Source organism: Acidovorax sp. NCPPB 3576, from assembly GCF_028473605.1.
GTDB lineage: Bacteria > Pseudomonadota > Gammaproteobacteria > Burkholderiales > Burkholderiaceae_C > Paracidovorax.
This window is the reverse complement of sequence record NZ_CP097267.1, coordinates 1,339,255-1,353,241: the sequence shown is the minus strand read 5'-3', so window position 1 is coordinate 1,353,241 and position 13,987 is coordinate 1,339,255. Positions and strand designations below refer to the sequence as shown.

General features: G+C 62.0%; 15 protein-coding genes and 1 tRNA gene. All 16 read right to left on the bottom strand.

Annotation, left to right across the window (positions count from 1 at the left end; genetic code table 11):
* Nucleotides 1-4: 4 nt before the first annotated feature.
* Nucleotides 5-2,038, bottom strand: a complete 2,034-nt coding sequence (nuoL, locus tag M5C98_RS06315) for an NADH-quinone oxidoreductase subunit L (RefSeq protein WP_272551657.1) — start codon at nucleotides 2,036-2,038, stop codon at nucleotides 5-7.
* A 28-nt stretch (nucleotides 2,039-2,066) separates the two neighbouring features.
* The gene (gene nuoK, locus M5C98_RS06310; protein WP_005793248.1) at nucleotides 2,067-2,375 is read right to left on the bottom strand and encodes an NADH-quinone oxidoreductase subunit NuoK; all 309 of its coding nucleotides are present in this window, start codon (nucleotides 2,373-2,375) and stop codon (nucleotides 2,067-2,069) included.
* Nucleotides 2,372-3,040, bottom strand: coding sequence for an NADH-quinone oxidoreductase subunit J (locus M5C98_RS06305; protein ID WP_272551655.1), 669 nt, complete (start codon nucleotides 3,038-3,040; stop codon nucleotides 2,372-2,374). Before M5C98_RS06305 ends, nuoK begins: the two co-directional genes overlap by 4 nt.
* A gap of 34 nt (nucleotides 3,041-3,074) precedes the next feature.
* Entirely contained in the window at nucleotides 3,075-3,587 is a 513-nt protein-coding gene (gene nuoI, locus M5C98_RS06300; protein WP_272551654.1) for an NADH-quinone oxidoreductase subunit NuoI, read from the bottom strand.
* Between the two features lie 12 nt (nucleotides 3,588-3,599).
* The gene (nuoH, locus tag M5C98_RS06295) at nucleotides 3,600-4,676 is read right to left on the bottom strand and encodes an NADH-quinone oxidoreductase subunit NuoH (RefSeq protein ID WP_272551653.1); all 1,077 of its coding nucleotides are present in this window, start codon (nucleotides 4,674-4,676) and stop codon (nucleotides 3,600-3,602) included.
* A complete protein-coding gene (gene nuoG / locus M5C98_RS06290) occupies nucleotides 4,673-6,811 on the bottom strand; it encodes an NADH-quinone oxidoreductase subunit NuoG (protein WP_272551651.1) in 2,139 nt (712 codons plus the stop codon). The genes nuoH and nuoG overlap by 4 nt, the downstream gene beginning before the upstream one ends.
* Before the next feature lie 15 nt (nucleotides 6,812-6,826).
* Nucleotides 6,827-8,182: an NADH-quinone oxidoreductase subunit NuoF gene (nuoF, locus tag M5C98_RS06285; RefSeq protein WP_272551649.1), complete on the bottom strand. Its 1,356-nt coding sequence runs from the start codon at nucleotides 8,180-8,182 to the stop codon at nucleotides 6,827-6,829.
* Nucleotides 8,179-8,736 (bottom strand): NADH-quinone oxidoreductase subunit NuoE, encoded by a 558-nt coding sequence (gene nuoE, locus M5C98_RS06280; RefSeq protein WP_272551648.1) that lies wholly within the window; start codon nucleotides 8,734-8,736, stop codon nucleotides 8,179-8,181. Before nuoE ends, nuoF begins: the two co-directional genes overlap by 4 nt.
* Nucleotides 8,733-9,986 carry an NADH-quinone oxidoreductase subunit D gene (locus M5C98_RS06275; protein WP_272551647.1) on the bottom strand — a complete coding sequence of 418 codons (1,254 nt, stop codon included), beginning with the start codon at nucleotides 9,984-9,986 and terminating at the stop codon, nucleotides 8,733-8,735. Before M5C98_RS06275 ends, nuoE begins: the two co-directional genes overlap by 4 nt.
* A gap of 27 nt (nucleotides 9,987-10,013) precedes the next feature.
* The gene (locus M5C98_RS06270) at nucleotides 10,014-10,622 is read right to left on the bottom strand and encodes an NADH-quinone oxidoreductase subunit C (protein WP_272551646.1); all 609 of its coding nucleotides are present in this window, start codon (nucleotides 10,620-10,622) and stop codon (nucleotides 10,014-10,016) included.
* A 10-nt stretch (nucleotides 10,623-10,632) separates the two neighbouring features.
* On the bottom strand, nucleotides 10,633-11,112 hold the full coding sequence (locus M5C98_RS06265; RefSeq protein ID WP_007849129.1) for a NuoB/complex I 20 kDa subunit family protein: 480 nt from the start codon (nucleotides 11,110-11,112) through the stop codon (nucleotides 10,633-10,635).
* Nucleotides 11,113-11,136: 24 nt separating this feature from the next.
* The gene (locus M5C98_RS06260) at nucleotides 11,137-11,496 is read right to left on the bottom strand and encodes an NADH-quinone oxidoreductase subunit A (RefSeq protein ID WP_092744429.1); all 360 of its coding nucleotides are present in this window, start codon (nucleotides 11,494-11,496) and stop codon (nucleotides 11,137-11,139) included.
* 72 nt (nucleotides 11,497-11,568) lie between these two features.
* Nucleotides 11,569-11,653: transfer RNA gene (locus tag M5C98_RS06255), tRNA-Leu, on the bottom strand.
* A gap of 122 nt (nucleotides 11,654-11,775) precedes the next feature.
* Nucleotides 11,776-12,150 (bottom strand): preprotein translocase subunit SecG, encoded by a 375-nt coding sequence (gene secG / locus M5C98_RS06250; protein WP_272551643.1) that lies wholly within the window; start codon nucleotides 12,148-12,150, stop codon nucleotides 11,776-11,778.
* Nucleotides 12,151-12,191: 41 nt separating this feature from the next.
* Nucleotides 12,192-12,938 (bottom strand): triose-phosphate isomerase, encoded by a 747-nt coding sequence (gene tpiA, locus M5C98_RS06245; protein WP_272551642.1) that lies wholly within the window; start codon nucleotides 12,936-12,938, stop codon nucleotides 12,192-12,194.
* Nucleotides 12,935-13,927 carry an NAD(P)H-quinone oxidoreductase gene (locus M5C98_RS06240; RefSeq protein WP_272553182.1) on the bottom strand — a complete coding sequence of 331 codons (993 nt, stop codon included), beginning with the start codon at nucleotides 13,925-13,927 and terminating at the stop codon, nucleotides 12,935-12,937. Before M5C98_RS06240 ends, tpiA begins: the two co-directional genes overlap by 4 nt.
* Nucleotides 13,928-13,987 lie beyond the last annotated feature (60 nt).

Sequence of the window (13,987 nt, the reverse complement as noted above, 5' to 3'; positions counted from 1 at the left end):
TCCTCTACTTGTTGAGCCACACGAAGTACGTCATGAGCGCGAAGATGCCCAGGATCATGACCAGAGCGTAGTGGTAGATGTAGCCCGTCTGGAACCAGCGCACGACACCCGCCACGCGGCCCACGAGCTTCCAGGAGCCGTTGACCAGCACGCCGTCGATCACGGCTTGGTCGCCGCCCTTCCACAAACCCATGCCCAGTGCACGCGCGCCCCGCGCGATGATGTTCTCGTTGATCCAGTCGAGGTAGTACTTGTTCTCGAAGAGCACATAGATCGGATGGAAGATGCGCTTGATAGCTGCCGGCAGGGCCGGATTGATCATGTACATGTAGTAGGAAGCGGCCACACCCGCCAGCGCCAGCCAGAACGGCGCGGTCTGCAAGCCGTGCAGCGCCATGCCCACAGGGCCATGGAAGATTTCTGCCAATTCGGCCATGGCAGGGTGCTTGGCGGCATCGACGAAGATCACGTCCTTGAAGAAGTCGCCGAACAGCATGGGCTGAATGAACAGGAAGCCGATGACCACCGAAGGAATGGCCAGCAGGATCAGCGGCACGGTGACGACCCAGGGCGACTCGTGCGGCTTGGCATCGTGTCCATGGCCGTGGTGGTCGTCATGGGCATGGTGATCACCGTGGTGTGCGTCGGGGTTCTGGTCGTAGCGTTCCTTGCCGTGAAAGACCAGGAAGTACATGCGGAACGAATAGAACGCGGTGACGAACACGCCCGCCAGCACGGCGAAGTGGGCAAAACCCGCCGCCGGCAGCGTGCTGGCATGCACGGCTTCGATGATGCTGTCCTTCGAATAGAAGCCCGAGAACAGCGGCGTGCCGATCAGTGCCAGCGAACCCAGCAGCGAAGTGATCCAGGTGATGGGCATGTACTTGCGCACGGCGCCCATCCAGCGGATGTCCTGATTGTGGTGCATGCCCATGATGACCGAGCCCGCGCCGAGGAACAGCAGCGCCTTGAAGAACGCGTGCGTCATCAAGTGGAACACCGCCACCGAGTAGGCGGAGGCACCGAGCGCCACCGTCATATAGCCCAGCTGGGACAGCGTGGAATAGGCCACCACGCGCTTGATATCGTTCTGGATGATGCCCAGAAAGCCCATGAACAGCGCCGTGATCGCACCGATCACGAGAATGAAGTTGAGCGCGGTGTCCGACAGTTCGAACAGCGGCGACATCCGCGACACCATGAAGATGCCAGCCGTCACCATGGTGGCAGCGTGGATCAGGGCGGAAATGGGCGTGGGGCCTTCCATCGAGTCCGGCAGCCAGACGTGCAGCGGAAACTGCGCGCTCTTGCCCATCGCACCGATGAACAGGCAGATGCAGATCACGGTGATCAGCATCCAGCTGGTGCCCGGGAACGACAGCGCGCCCAGCTCGCTGGCCTTGCCGAAGATCTCGCCGTAGTTCAGCGTGTTGGTGTACGCCGCGATCAGGCCGATGCCCAGGATGAAGCCGAAGTCGCCCACGCGGTTCACCAGGAACGCCTTCATGTTGGCGAAGATCGCCGTCGGCTTGTTGAACCAGAAGCCGATCAGCAGGTACGACACCAGCCCCACCGCCTCCCAACCGAAGAACAGCTGCAGCAGGTTGTTGCTCATGACGAGCATCAGCATCGAGAAGGTGAACAGCGAGATGTAGGCGAAGAAACGGTTGTAGCCGTCGTCCTCTTCCATGTAGCCGATCGTGTACATGTGCACCATCAGCGACACGAAGGTCACCACGCACATCATCATGGCCGTGAGGCTGTCCACGAGGAAGCCGACTTCCATCTTGAGGCCGCCGACCACCATCCAGGTGTAGAGCGTTTCATTGAAGCGCGCGCCGTCCATGGCCACGCTCTTGAGCGTCATGGCCGAGAGCACGAAGGCCACCAGCACGCCGAGGATGGTCAGCGTGTGGCTCAGCCGCCGGCCGATCCGGTTGCCGCCGAATGCGGTGCCGAAGATACCCGCCAGGGCGGATCCCACCAGCGGTGCCATGGGCACCGCGAGCAGTGTCGAAGCAGAAAGGGTTTGGCTCATTCTTGAGGACCTTGCATGTACCGGCGACTCAACCCTTGAGGGTGTTGAGATCTTCCGCGTTGATACTGGATTTGTTGCGGAACAGCAGCACCAGGATCGCGAGGCCGATGGCCGACTCTGCCGCGGCGACCGTCAGGATGAAGAACACGAACACCTGTCCGTGCATGTCGCCCAGATAGTGCGAGAACGCGACGAAATTCATGTTCACGGCCAACAGCATCAACTCGATCGCCATCAGCAACACGATCAGGTTCTTGCGATTCAGGAAGATGCCGATGACAGCGAGAGCGAACAGCATCGCGCCCAGCGACAGGAAATGGCCCAGGGTCAATGTCATGCCTTCTTCTCCTCGGCCGCGGGCATCGCCGCGGCCTCCTCTGCAGGCTTTTGCGTCGCGGCGACCTTCACCAGCGCCACCCGATCGCTGGCGCGCACACGGATCTGCTGCGATGGATTGATCGCCTTGCTGTCCTTGCGCTGGCGCAAGGTGAGCGCGATGGCCGCGATCATCGCCACCAGCAGGATGACCGCTGCGATCTCGACGGGGTACAGGTACTCGGTGTAGAGCAGCTTGCCCAGCGCCTTGGTGTTCGAGTAAGGCAGCACATGGCCCGCCGCATCGACCACGGCCGCAACCGCCTTGGGCTCGTCCATTCCACGGAAGCCGCCCATCAGCACGGCCGCCATTTCCAGGGCGATCAGCGCGCCGATGAATGCGGCCAGCGGAAAGTGCCGCCAGAAGCCCTGCCGGATGGAATCGATGTGGATGTCCAGCATCATCACCACGAACAGGAAGAGCACCATCACCGCGCCGAGGTACACCAGCACCAGGGCGATGGCGAGGAACTCCGCCTTCAGCAGCAGCCAGATGGCAGCGGCCTGGGAAAACGCGAGGATGAGATACAGCACCGCATGCACGGGGTTGCGTGCGGTGATGACCCGGAAGGCTGCAAACAGCAGCACGACCGAGAACAGATAGAAGAAACCAGTCTTGGCGTCCATGAATCGGGTCTTTGTAGGGGTTCAGGAGCCGCGCTCAGCGGTACTTGGCGTCGGCCGCCTTGGCTGCAGCGATCTCGGTCTCGTAACGGTCCCCGACGGCCAGGAGCATGTCCTTGGTGAAATACAGGTCGCCGCGCTTTTCGCCGTGGTATTCCAGGATCTGCGTCTCCACGATCGAGTCCACCGGGCAGCTTTCTTCGCAGAAGCCGCAGAAGATGCATTTGGTCAGGTCGATGTCATAGCGCGTGGTGCGGCGCGAACCATCCGCACGCACATCGGACTCGATGGTGATCGCCAGCGCCGGGCACACGGCTTCGCACAGCTTGCAGGCGATGCAGCGCTCCTCGCCGTTTTCGTAGCGGCGCAGCGCGTGCAGGCCGCGAAAGCGAGGTGACAAAGGCGTCTTCTCTTCAGGGAACTGAACGGTCACCTTGCGTCGAAACGCATAGCGACCCGTCAGGGCCATGCCCTTGACCAGCTCCACCAACATGAAGCTCTTGAAAAAATCCTTGATCGAAAAGGATGCAGTAGCAGCAACAGCAGTCATCGGTGTCCCCGCTCAATTCCAGATGTTCCATGGCGAGTGCAGCCACGCGCCAACGATAAGCAGCCACACCAGCGTGACCGGAATGAAGATCTTCCAACCCAGACGCATGATCTGGTCATAGCGAAAGCGCGGGAAGGTCGCGCGGATCCAGATGAACATGGACACCACGACGAAGGTCTTGAGGCCCAGCCAGATCCATCCCGGGATGAAGTCCAGTGCCGCCACGGGCGACAGCCAGCCCCCCAGGAACATGAGCACGGCCAGGATCGACACGAGCCACATGCTGGCGTATTCGGCCAGGAAGAACACCGCGAAACCCATGCCCGAATATTCGACCATGTGGCCCGCCACGATCTCGGCCTCGCCCTCGACCACGTCGAAGGGGTGGCGGTTGGTTTCAGCCACGCCCGAGATCAGGTAGACGATGAAGATCGGCAGCAGCGGCAGCCAGTTCCACGACAGGAAGCCAAGTCCCTTGGCAGCGGCCATGCCGGCGCCCTGCCCCATTACCACTTCGGTCAGGTTCATGCTGCCCGACACCATGATGACAACGAGGAAACAGAAGCCCATCGCGATTTCATAGCTCACCATCTGGGCAGAAGCGCGCAACGCACCCAGGAAGGCGTACTTGGAGTTGGATGCCCAGCCGGCGATGATCACGCCGTACACCTCGATCGAGGTGATGGCCATCACCAGCAGCAGACCGGCATTCACGTTGGCCAGGGCCACGTCCGGACCGAACGGAATCGCCACCCAGGCCGCCAGCGCAGGCATGATGGCCATGACCGGGCCGAGCACGAACAGGCCCTTGCTGGCCGCCGTTGGCTGGATGATTTCCTTGGTCAGCAGCTTGAGGCCGTCGGCCAGTGGCTGCAGCAGCCCGAACGGGCCGACCCGGTTGGGACCATGGCGCACTTGCATGAAGCCGAGCAGCTTGCGCTCCCACAGCGTGAGGTAGGCCACGGCGCCCATCAGGGGAGCCACGATGGCCACGATCTTGATCAGGTTCCAGATCACCGGCCACACCGCTGCCGTCCACCAGGACTGGGCAAACAGGTGCAGGCCGCCGTTGTACAGCGCGTCGATCATGCGGCAACTCCTTCAGCGGCGCGGCGTGCATCGGCCGTCAACTGCAGCGACGGCGCACGGCGCACCAGCCCGTCGAGCTGGTAGATGCTGGCCACGACCGGAGCGGTACCCGCACCGGAGGGCACGGCGATGGCAGCGCGCGTGCTGTTGCTCAGGCGGTCGGCAGGCAGCTGCGCCAGCGGAGCGGCCACCGTCGCACCCGTGGCTTTCGCCAGCACGTCCTGCGAAGTCTCGAAGTCGAGGCCCTGCACGCCCAGCAGGTTGCCGAGCACCCGCAATACCTTCCACGCGGGGCGGGCATCGCCCAGCGGCTTGACCACGGCGTGAAAGCTTTGCAGGCGGCCTTCGGCATTGACGAAAGTGCCCGAGGTTTCGGTGAACGGCGCGATGGGCAGCAGCACATCGCTGAATTCCATGTTGGCCTTGAAAGGGCTCAGCGTCACGACCATCTCGGCACCCGACAGCGCAGCCGCTGCCTGTGCACCTGCAGCGGAGTCATGGACGGGTTCGATGTTCAGCAGCAGTGCCGCCTTGAGGCCGCCCGCCAGCATCTGGCCGGCGTTCAGGCCACCCTTCTGGGGTTGTGCGCCGACGAACTGCGCGCCCACCGTGTTGGCGGCTTCGGTGAGGTAGCCCACCACCGCCCCCGTCTGGGCACCGATCCACTGGGCCAGCGCCAGCAGGCTCGAGGCCTGGGCGTGGTGCGCAGCGGCGTTGCCCAGCAAGATGGCCCTGCCTTCGCCCGAAGCCAATGCACGGGCCATGCCGGCAGAGACGTCGGTCACGCGGCCGCTGGCCACAGGGGCAGCCACACCGCGGTCCTGCGCCAAGGCGGCGGCCACATCGGCCAGGGCCGCAGCCCAATCCTGGGCTGGCGCAACGATGGACTGCGCCACCGGCATGGCCCAGTCGCAGGCCGCGTCGTTGAGGGCGCTCACGGTACAGCCCTTGCGCGCAGCCTGGCGGATGCGCTGCGCGAACAGCGGGTGGTCCTTGCGCAGGTTCGAGCCCACGACCAGCACCGACTGCAGCGAGGACAGCGAAGCGATACTCGTGCCCAGCCAATGGATGCCATCGGCCTCGGTGAACTCGGCGTGGCGCAGGCGGTGGTCGATGTTGTCGCTGCCGATGCCGCGCACCAGCGAACCGGCCAGGAACAGCTCCTCCAGCGTGCTGTGCGGGCTCACCAGCGCACCGATGCTCTGGGCACCATGGTCGGTGCGGATGCCCTGCAGGCCATTGGCCACGTATTCCAGCGCGGTCTGCCAGTCCACTTCCTTCCACTGGCCGCCCTGCTTGAGCATCGGGCGCGTCAGACGCTCGTCTCCGTTGAGAGCCTCGTAGGAGAAGCGGTCACGATCGGCAATCCAGCACTCGTTGACGTCTTCGTTCTCAAAGGGAACGACGCGCATCACCTTGTGGTTCTTCACCTGGACGATGAGATTGGCACCGGTGGAATCGTGTGGGCTCACCGACTTGCGGCGCGACAGTTCCCAGGTCCGGGCGCTGTAGCGGAAAGGCTTGCTGGTCAGCGCGCCCACGGGGCAGATGTCGATCATGTTGCCCGACAGCTCGGAATCGATCGTATCGCCCAGCACCGTGGTGATCTCGGAATGCTCGCCACGATGGATCATGCCCAGTTCCATCACGCCGGCCACTTCCTGGCCGAAGCGCACGCAGCGGGTGCAATGGATGCAGCGGGTCATCTCCTCCATGGAGATCAGCGGACCGACGTCCTTGTGGAAGACGACGCGCTTTTCCTCTTCGTAGCGCGAAGAAGAGCCACCATAGCCCACCGCCAGATCCTGCAGCTGGCACTCGCCGCCCTGATCGCAGATCGGGCAGTCCAGCGGGTGATTGATGAGCAGGAACTCCATGACCGACTGCTGGGCCTTGATGGCCTTGTCGCTCTTGGTGCGCACGATCATGCCTTGCGTCACGGGCGTGGCGCAGGCCGGCATCGGCTTGGGCGCCTTCTCCACATCCACCAGGCACATGCGGCAATTGGCGGCGATGGAAAGCTTCTTGTGATAGCAGAAATGGGGAATGTAGGTGCCCGCCTTCTCGGCCGCATGCATCACCATGCAGCCCTCGGCGACTTCTACCTTCTGTCCGTCCAGTTCGATTTCAACCATATGCGTTTCTCGCGATCAGGCAGAGGCAGAAGCCTGAGGGGTCTTGTTGCGGATCAGCGCTTCGAATTCCGGGCGGAAGTGCTTGATCATGGCGCGCACCGGCATGGCGGCGGCATCGCCCAAAGCGCAGATGGTGCGGCCCTGGATGTTGTCGGCCACCGAATTGAGCAGCTCCAGATCGCCGTCGCGGCCTTCGCCGTGCTGGATGCGGTCAATCACGCGCCACATCCAGCCGGTGCCTTCGCGGCACGGTGTGCACTGTCCGCACGATTCATGCGAATAGAAATAGGACAGGCGCAACAGGCTCTCCACCATGCTGCGCGAATCGTCCATCACGATCACGGCGCCAGAGCCGAGCATCGAGCCGGCCTTGGCGATCGAATCGTAGTCCATCGTGCATTCCATGATGACGGACGCCGGCAGCACCGGAGCGGACGATCCACCGGGAATCACGGCCTTGAGCTGGCGGCCCTTGCGCACGCCACCTGCCAGTTCCAGCAGCTTGGCGAACGGCGTGCCCATGGGCACCTCGTAGTTGCCGGGCTTTTCGACGTCGCCGGAAACCGAGAAGATCTTGGTGCCGCCGTTATTGGGCTTGCCGCAGGCCAGGTAGGCCGCGCCGCCGTTGCGGATGATCCAGGGCACCGCGGCAAACGTCTCGGTGTTGTTGATCGTGGTGGGCTTGCCGTAGAGGCCGAAGCTCGCAGGGAATGGCGGCTTGAAGCGCGGCTGACCCTTCTTGCCTTCGAGCGACTCCAGCAGTGCCGTTTCCTCGCCGCAGATGTAGGCGCCGAACCCATGGGCGGCATGCAGCTGGAAGCTGAAATTGCTGCCCAGAATCTTGTCGCCCAGGTAGCCCGCAGCACGCGCCTCTTCGAGCGCCTCTTCGAAGCGGTCGTAGGTCTGGAAGATTTCGCCGTGGATGTAGTTGTAGCCCACGGAAATGCCCATCGCATAAGCCGCGATGATCATGCCCTCGATGACGATGTGCGGGTTGAACTGCAGGATGTCGCGGTCCTTGCAGGTGCCCGGCTCGCCTTCGTCGGAATTGCAGACGAGATACTTCTGACCAGGGAACGAGCGGGGCATGAAGCTCCACTTGAGGCCGGTGGGAAAACCCGCACCGCCACGGCCACGCAGGCCCGATTCCTTGACGGTCGCAATGACCTGGTCCTGGGTGAGACCAACGCCTTCGCCCTGCTCGAGGATCTTGCGCAAGGCGGCATAGCCACCGCGCGCCTCGTAGTCCTTGAGGCTCCAGTTGGTGCCATCCAGACCCGCATAGATCTGCGGATCGATGTGGCGATCGTGGAAGCAGGTTTGAACGCCCGTCGCCTGGAATTGCGACAGAATCTGTGCAGCGGTCGTCATGCTTGCCCTTCCGCCCGGGCCGGGGATGCCACGCCTTCGGCTTGGCGCAGGCCATCCACGAGCTGATCGAGCTTGTCGTTGTCCATGAAACTGCACATGGTGCGGTCATTGACCAGCAACACGGGCGCATCGGCGCAGGCGCCGAGGCATTCGCACTGTTGCAGCGTGAACAGGCCATCGGCCGTGGTCTCGCCCATCGCAACGCCCAGTTTCTTTTCCAGGTGATGCAGCGCCTTCTGGCCATCGCGCAGCTGGCACGGCAGGTTGGTACAGACGTTGAGCTTGTACTTGCCCGTCGGCTGCTGGTTGTACATGTTGTAGAACGTGGTGACTTCATGCACCGCGATCTGGGGCATGCCCAGGTAGCTGGCGATCACGGCCTCGTTCTCGGTGCTGACCCAGCCCAGCTCCTGCTGGACGATGGACAGGCAGGCCATGACGGCCGACTGCTTTTGCTCAGCGGGGTACTTCGCCACTTCGCGCGCAAAACGCGCCAGCGTCGCCTCAGTGATTTGAGACGCGCCCGTCACCACACTCTTCGCTTCGGTATTCATCGGTCAATCTCCCCGAACACGATATCCATCGTGCCAATGATGGCCACGGCATCGGCAATCATGTGGCCACGGGCCATTTCGTCCAAGGTGGCCAAGTGGGCAAAACCAGGCGCGCGGATTTTCAGGCGGTAGGGCTTGTTGGCACCGTCGCTCACCAAGTAGATGCCGAACTCGCCCTTGGGATGCTCCACGGCCGCATACGCTTCGCCTTCGGGCACGCGGAAACCTTCGGTGAAGAGCTTGAAATGGTGGATCAATTCCTCCATGTTCGACTTCATGGATTCGCGCGAGGGCGGTGCCACCTTGTGGTTGTCCGTGATCACCGGGCCGGGGTTGGCGCGCAGCCAGTCCACGCACTGCTTGATGATGCGGTTGGATTGGCGCATTTCCTGCACACGCACCAGATAGCGGTCGTAGCAGTCGCCCGTCTTGCCCACCGGCACGTCGAAGTCCATGCGGTCATAGACATCGTAGGGCTGCGTCTTGCGCAGATCCCATGCAATGCCCGAGCCGCGGATCATCGGGCCGGTCATGCCCAGATTGAGGGCACGCTCCGGCGTCACTACGCCGATGCCGACCGTGCGCTGCTTCCAGATGCGGTTGTCGGTGAGCAGCGTTTCGTATTCGTCCACGCACTTCGGGAACCGCTGCGTGAAGTCGTCGATGAAGTCCAGCAGGGAACCGCTGCGGTTTTGGTTCAGCGCCGCGATGGCCTTGGCGTTGCGGATCTTGTTGACCTTGTACTGCGGCATCGAATCCGGCAGATCGCGGTACACGCCACCGGGACGGAAGTACGCCGCGTGCATGCGCGCACCTGAGACCGCCTCATACATGTCGAACAGGTCTTCCCGCTCGCGGAAGGTATAGATCAGGATCGTGGAGCTGCCGCAGTCGTTGCCGTGCGAACCCAGCCACATCAGGTGGTTTAGCAGGCGCGTGATCTCGGAGAACATCACGCGGATGTACTGCGCGCGCACAGGCACGTCCAGGCCCAGCAGCTTCTCGATGGCCAGGCAGTAGGCGTGCTCGTTGCACATCATCGAGACATAGTCCAGCCGGTCCATGTAGGGCAGCGACTGGATGAAGGTCTTGTGCTCGGCCAGCTTTTCGGTGGCGCGGTGCAGCAGGCCGATGTGGGGGTCGGCACGCTGCACGACTTCGCCGTCCAGCTCGAGCACGAGGCGCAGCACACCGTGTGCGGCTGGATGCTGCGGCCCGAAGTTCAGGGAATAGTTCTTGATTTCAGCCATGGTGGATCACTTTTCGGCGCGAACGCCTCAGTGCAGGCCTCCGTACTTTTCTTCGCGGATGATGCGAGGCGTGATCTCGCGCGGCTCGATCGTGACCGGCTCGTACACGACGCGGCGCTGCTCGGCGTCGTAACGCATTTCCACGTGTCCGGACAATGGAAAATCCTTGCGGAAGGGGTGCCCGATGAAGCCATAGTCGGTGAGGATGCGGCGCAGATCGCTGTGCCCGTCGAACACGATGCCGTACAGGTCGAAGGCCTCGCGCTCGTACCAGTTGGCAGAATTCCAGAGGTCCGAAACCGAAGGCACGACCGGAAAATCGTCATCCGGGCAGAACACCTTCACACGCACGCGCTGATTCATGCTGACCGACAGCAGGTGCGAGACCACGCAGTAGCGCGGACCTTCCACACCGACGTCGCCATACGACGAGTAGTCCACGCCGCACAGGTCGACCAACTGTTCGAAACGGCAGCCCGGCGCATCGCGCAGCAACTGCATGGCCGCAAGATAGTCGGCGGCAGAGACCACCAGGGTCACTTCATCCAGCGCCACCGAAAGCTGGCGCACCTTGTCGCCGAGCGCAGCGGCGATCGCGTCCCGAAGTGCCTCGGGTCGAATAGCAAAGGCAGTCATCGTCAACCCTTCAGACGCGAGCGATGGTGTTGGTGCGGCGGATCTTCTGCTGCAACTGGATGATCCCGTAGATCAATGCCTCGGCAGTGGGCGGGCAACCCGGCACGTACACATCCACCGGAACGATGCGATCACAGCCCCGCACCACCGAATAGCTGTAGTGGTAGTAGCCGCCACCGTTGGCGCACGACCCCATGGAGAGTACCCAGCGTGGCTCGGACATCTGGTCGTACACCTTGCGCAGGGCTGGCGCCATCTTGTTGCACAACGTGCCGGCCACGATCATCAGATCGGACTGGCGCGGACTGGCGCGGAACACCTCGGCGCCGAAGCGACCGATGTCGTAGCGCGCCGCCGCTGCGTGCATCATCTCCACCGCGCAGCAGGCCAGACCAAAGGTCATGGGCCACAGCGAGCCGGTCTTGGCCCAATTCACCACCGAGTCGTAACTGGTGGTGATGAAGCCTTCCTTCATCACGCCTTCAATCATCGTGTCATTCCTTATGAAGACCAGTCATTCCCAATCCAGGGCACCCTTTTTCCACTCGTAGGCAAAGCCCACGACCAGAATGGCCAGGAAGATGACAACGGCAATGAAACCCGTCAAACCCACCTCGTGGAGCGAAACCGCCCACGGAAACAGGAAAGCGATTTCCAGATCAAAAAGAATGAAGAGGATGGCGACCAGGTAATAGCGCACATCGAACTTCATGCGCGCATCTTCGAAAGCTTCGAAGCCGCATTCATAGGGGGAATTTTTGGCCGCATCCGGGCGATTGGGGCCAAGGACATAGCCCAGCACCAGAGGCACGACGCCGACACCGATGCCGACCAAGATGAACAAGAGAACGGGGAGGTACTGATCGAGGTTCATCTGGAGGATGTGCTCACCGCTGAAGCCGCACCCAGACACCCCACATTGGGCGTATTGGATGGGCTTTTGTTTTGGTGCCGTCGGCGAGACTCGAACTCGCACAGCTTTCGCCACTACCCCCTCAAGATAGCGTGTCTACCAATTTCACCACGACGGCTGATTTATGCATCTGGATGGCATGAGGAACCCGTTGGGTTTTTTGGCTTTCCAGACAATCCGGGATTCTACTCCGGAAAAACCCTGCTCCGATGGGCAGGTTTGAATTTTGCGCTTTTCTTCTTACTTGGTTGGAATCTGTCCAGCACCAGAGGCAGGCACCACGGGCGCCGAAGGCACCTCCGACGCTGAGCCGGAAGCGGGTTGCACAGGCGCCACAGCGCCGGGAACTTCCAGCACGCTGCCAACACCTGCAGGCCGAACGTTGCCAAAGTAGGCCAGCGCCAGCGTTGCAACAAAGAACACACCAGCCAGCACCGCGGTGCTACGCGACAGGAAATTGGCACTGCCACTGGCACCAAACAGGCTGCCCGAACTCCCGCTACCGAAAGCGGCCCCCATGTCGGCACCCTTGCCATGCTGAATGAGGATCAGACCGATCATCACCAATGCGGCCAGAATTTGCACCGCCAAAATCACGTTCACAAGCGCATTCATTCTCTATTTACTCCTAATTTGATAGCTATGTGCCAGCGTCTTTATTGCGCCGAAGCAATGATTTGCATAAAGTCGTGGGCCTTGAGCGATGCTCCGCCGACCAACCCCCCATCGATGTCCGGCTGGGCCAGCAATTGGGAAGCATTTGCGGCATTCATGCTTCCGCCGTACAGCAATCGGATGCGTTCGGCCTGAGGACTCGCCGCCGCCAACTGGGCACGGAGCACCGCATGAACCTCTTGCGCCTGTTCGGGCGTAGCGGTGCGGCCTGTACCGATTGCCCAGACGGGCTCATAGGCCACCACAATCTCACTGATGCAGTGCCCGTTCGCATGGATCACTGCAGCCAACTGGCGCTTGACCACCGTCTGCGTTTGCCCGGCCTCACGCTCTTCCAGGGTTTCTCCGACACACACGATGGGTGTGATACCTGCCGCCAGAGCACGCTGCGCCTTGGCAGCCACCACCTCATCGGTTTCCGCGTGATACTGGCGCCGCTCGGAATGCCCGACCAGCACGTAGCGAACCCCGAATTCCAGCAGCATGGCGGCACAGACCTCGCCGGTGTAGGCACCGGACTCATGCGCCGAAACATCCTGCGCAGCGACCGCGACAGCGGAGCCCTCGGCAAGCGACTGCACTTGCGCCAGATAAGGCGCAGGCACTGCCACCGCGATGTCACAGCCGGATGGCTCTGCACCTTCACGCAATGCATTCAATAAGGCCTGGTTGGCAGCCAAGCTGCCGTTCATCTTCCAGTTACCGGCAATCAGTTTCTTTTTTTTCATGCGGTCCACGTCAAAACAATTTTCCCGGCGTGCTGGCTGGACTCCATCAGCGCATGGGCCCTGGAAGCCTCAGCCGCGACGAACGTGCTGTGCACGATCGGACGAACTTTCCGGGACGACAGCAGCGGCCACACACGCTCACGCAAGGCATTGGCAATGGCGCCCTTGAAAGCCACGGAACGAGGCCGCAGCGTGGAGCCGGTGACAGTGAGGCGCCGGCGCAGCACAAGACCCGCATTCAATTCAGCCTTGACGCCCCCTTGAACCGCGATGATCACCAAGCGCCCATCTTCGGCCAAGCATTCGATCTCGCGGGCCACATAGTCGCCTGCAACCATGTCCAGAATCACGTCCACCCCTTTGCCGCCAGTGATGCGATCGATCTCTGCAACAAAATCCTGGGTTTTGTAGTTGATGGCGTGATGGGCACCGATCTCCAGGCAGGCGGCACACTTTTCATCGCTACCGGCCGTGACGATGACCATGGCGCCGAATGCACGGGCCAACTGGATGGCAGTCACGCCGATCCCGCTGCTGCCGCCCTGCACCAGCAAAGTTTCACCGGACTGAAGGCGTCCGCGATCAAACACGTTGCTCCATACGGTGAAAAACGTCTCCGGCAGCGAGGCCGCCTCGATATCGCTGAAACCTTCGGGCACCGGCAAGCATTGCATCACCGGCGCCACGCAATACTCCGCATAACCGCCACCAGCAACCAGTGCACAAACGCGGTCACCCACCTTGAGGCCTGCCTTGTCCATCGCAGCCTGGTCGCCCCGCTCGATCACACCAGCCACCTCGAGGCCTGGCAATTCCGACGCACCCGGCGGAGGCGCATAGTGGCCTTTTCTCTGCAAAACGTCGGGCCGGTTGATGCCACTGGCTGCGACACGGATCAGCAACTCGCCCTGCGCCGGTTCTGGCACCGAGCGCTCTCCCAAGCGCAGAACCTCAGGGCCACCAGGGCCCTCGATTTCAACCACTCGCATAGCCATTACCTTGCCAAAAAAGTTGAGATGAATACAGCGCCAGCGCAGGCAAAATGTGCG

Excerpts from the sequence above, each read along its gene's own strand:
- nuoL (WP_272551657.1), bottom strand. The coding sequence starts at position 2,038 with ATGAGCCAAACCCTTTCTGCTTCGACACTGCTCGCGGTGCCCATGGCA.
- nuoK (WP_005793248.1), bottom strand. The coding sequence starts at position 2,375 with ATGACATTGACCCTGGGCCATTTCCTGTCGCTGGGCGCGATGCTGTTC.
- M5C98_RS06305 (WP_272551655.1), bottom strand. The coding sequence starts at position 3,040 with ATGGACGCCAAGACTGGTTTCTTCTATCTGTTCTCGGTCGTGCTGCTG.
- nuoI (WP_272551654.1), bottom strand. The coding sequence starts at position 3,587 with ATGACTGCTGTTGCTGCTACTGCATCCTTTTCGATCAAGGATTTTTTC.
- nuoH (WP_272551653.1), bottom strand. The coding sequence starts at position 4,676 with ATGATCGACGCGCTGTACAACGGCGGCCTGCACCTGTTTGCCCAGTCC.
- nuoG (WP_272551651.1), bottom strand. The coding sequence starts at position 6,811 with ATGGTTGAAATCGAACTGGACGGACAGAAGGTAGAAGTCGCCGAGGGC.
- nuoF (WP_272551649.1), bottom strand. The coding sequence starts at position 8,182 with ATGACGACCGCTGCACAGATTCTGTCGCAATTCCAGGCGACGGGCGTT.
- nuoE (WP_272551648.1), bottom strand. The coding sequence starts at position 8,736 with ATGAATACCGAAGCGAAGAGTGTGGTGACGGGCGCGTCTCAAATCACT.
- M5C98_RS06275 (WP_272551647.1), bottom strand. The coding sequence starts at position 9,986 with ATGGCTGAAATCAAGAACTATTCCCTGAACTTCGGGCCGCAGCATCCA.
- M5C98_RS06270 (WP_272551646.1), bottom strand. The coding sequence starts at position 10,622 with ATGACTGCCTTTGCTATTCGACCCGAGGCACTTCGGGACGCGATCGCC.
- M5C98_RS06265 (WP_007849129.1), bottom strand. The coding sequence starts at position 11,112 with ATGATTGAAGGCGTGATGAAGGAAGGCTTCATCACCACCAGTTACGAC.
- M5C98_RS06260 (WP_092744429.1), bottom strand. The coding sequence starts at position 11,496 with ATGAACCTCGATCAGTACCTCCCCGTTCTCTTGTTCATCTTGGTCGGC.
- secG (WP_272551643.1), bottom strand. The coding sequence starts at position 12,150 with ATGAATGCGCTTGTGAACGTGATTTTGGCGGTGCAAATTCTGGCCGCA.
- tpiA (WP_272551642.1), bottom strand. The coding sequence starts at position 12,938 with ATGAAAAAAAAGAAACTGATTGCCGGTAACTGGAAGATGAACGGCAGC.
- M5C98_RS06240 (WP_272553182.1), bottom strand. The coding sequence starts at position 13,927 with ATGCGAGTGGTTGAAATCGAGGGCCCTGGTGGCCCTGAGGTTCTGCGC.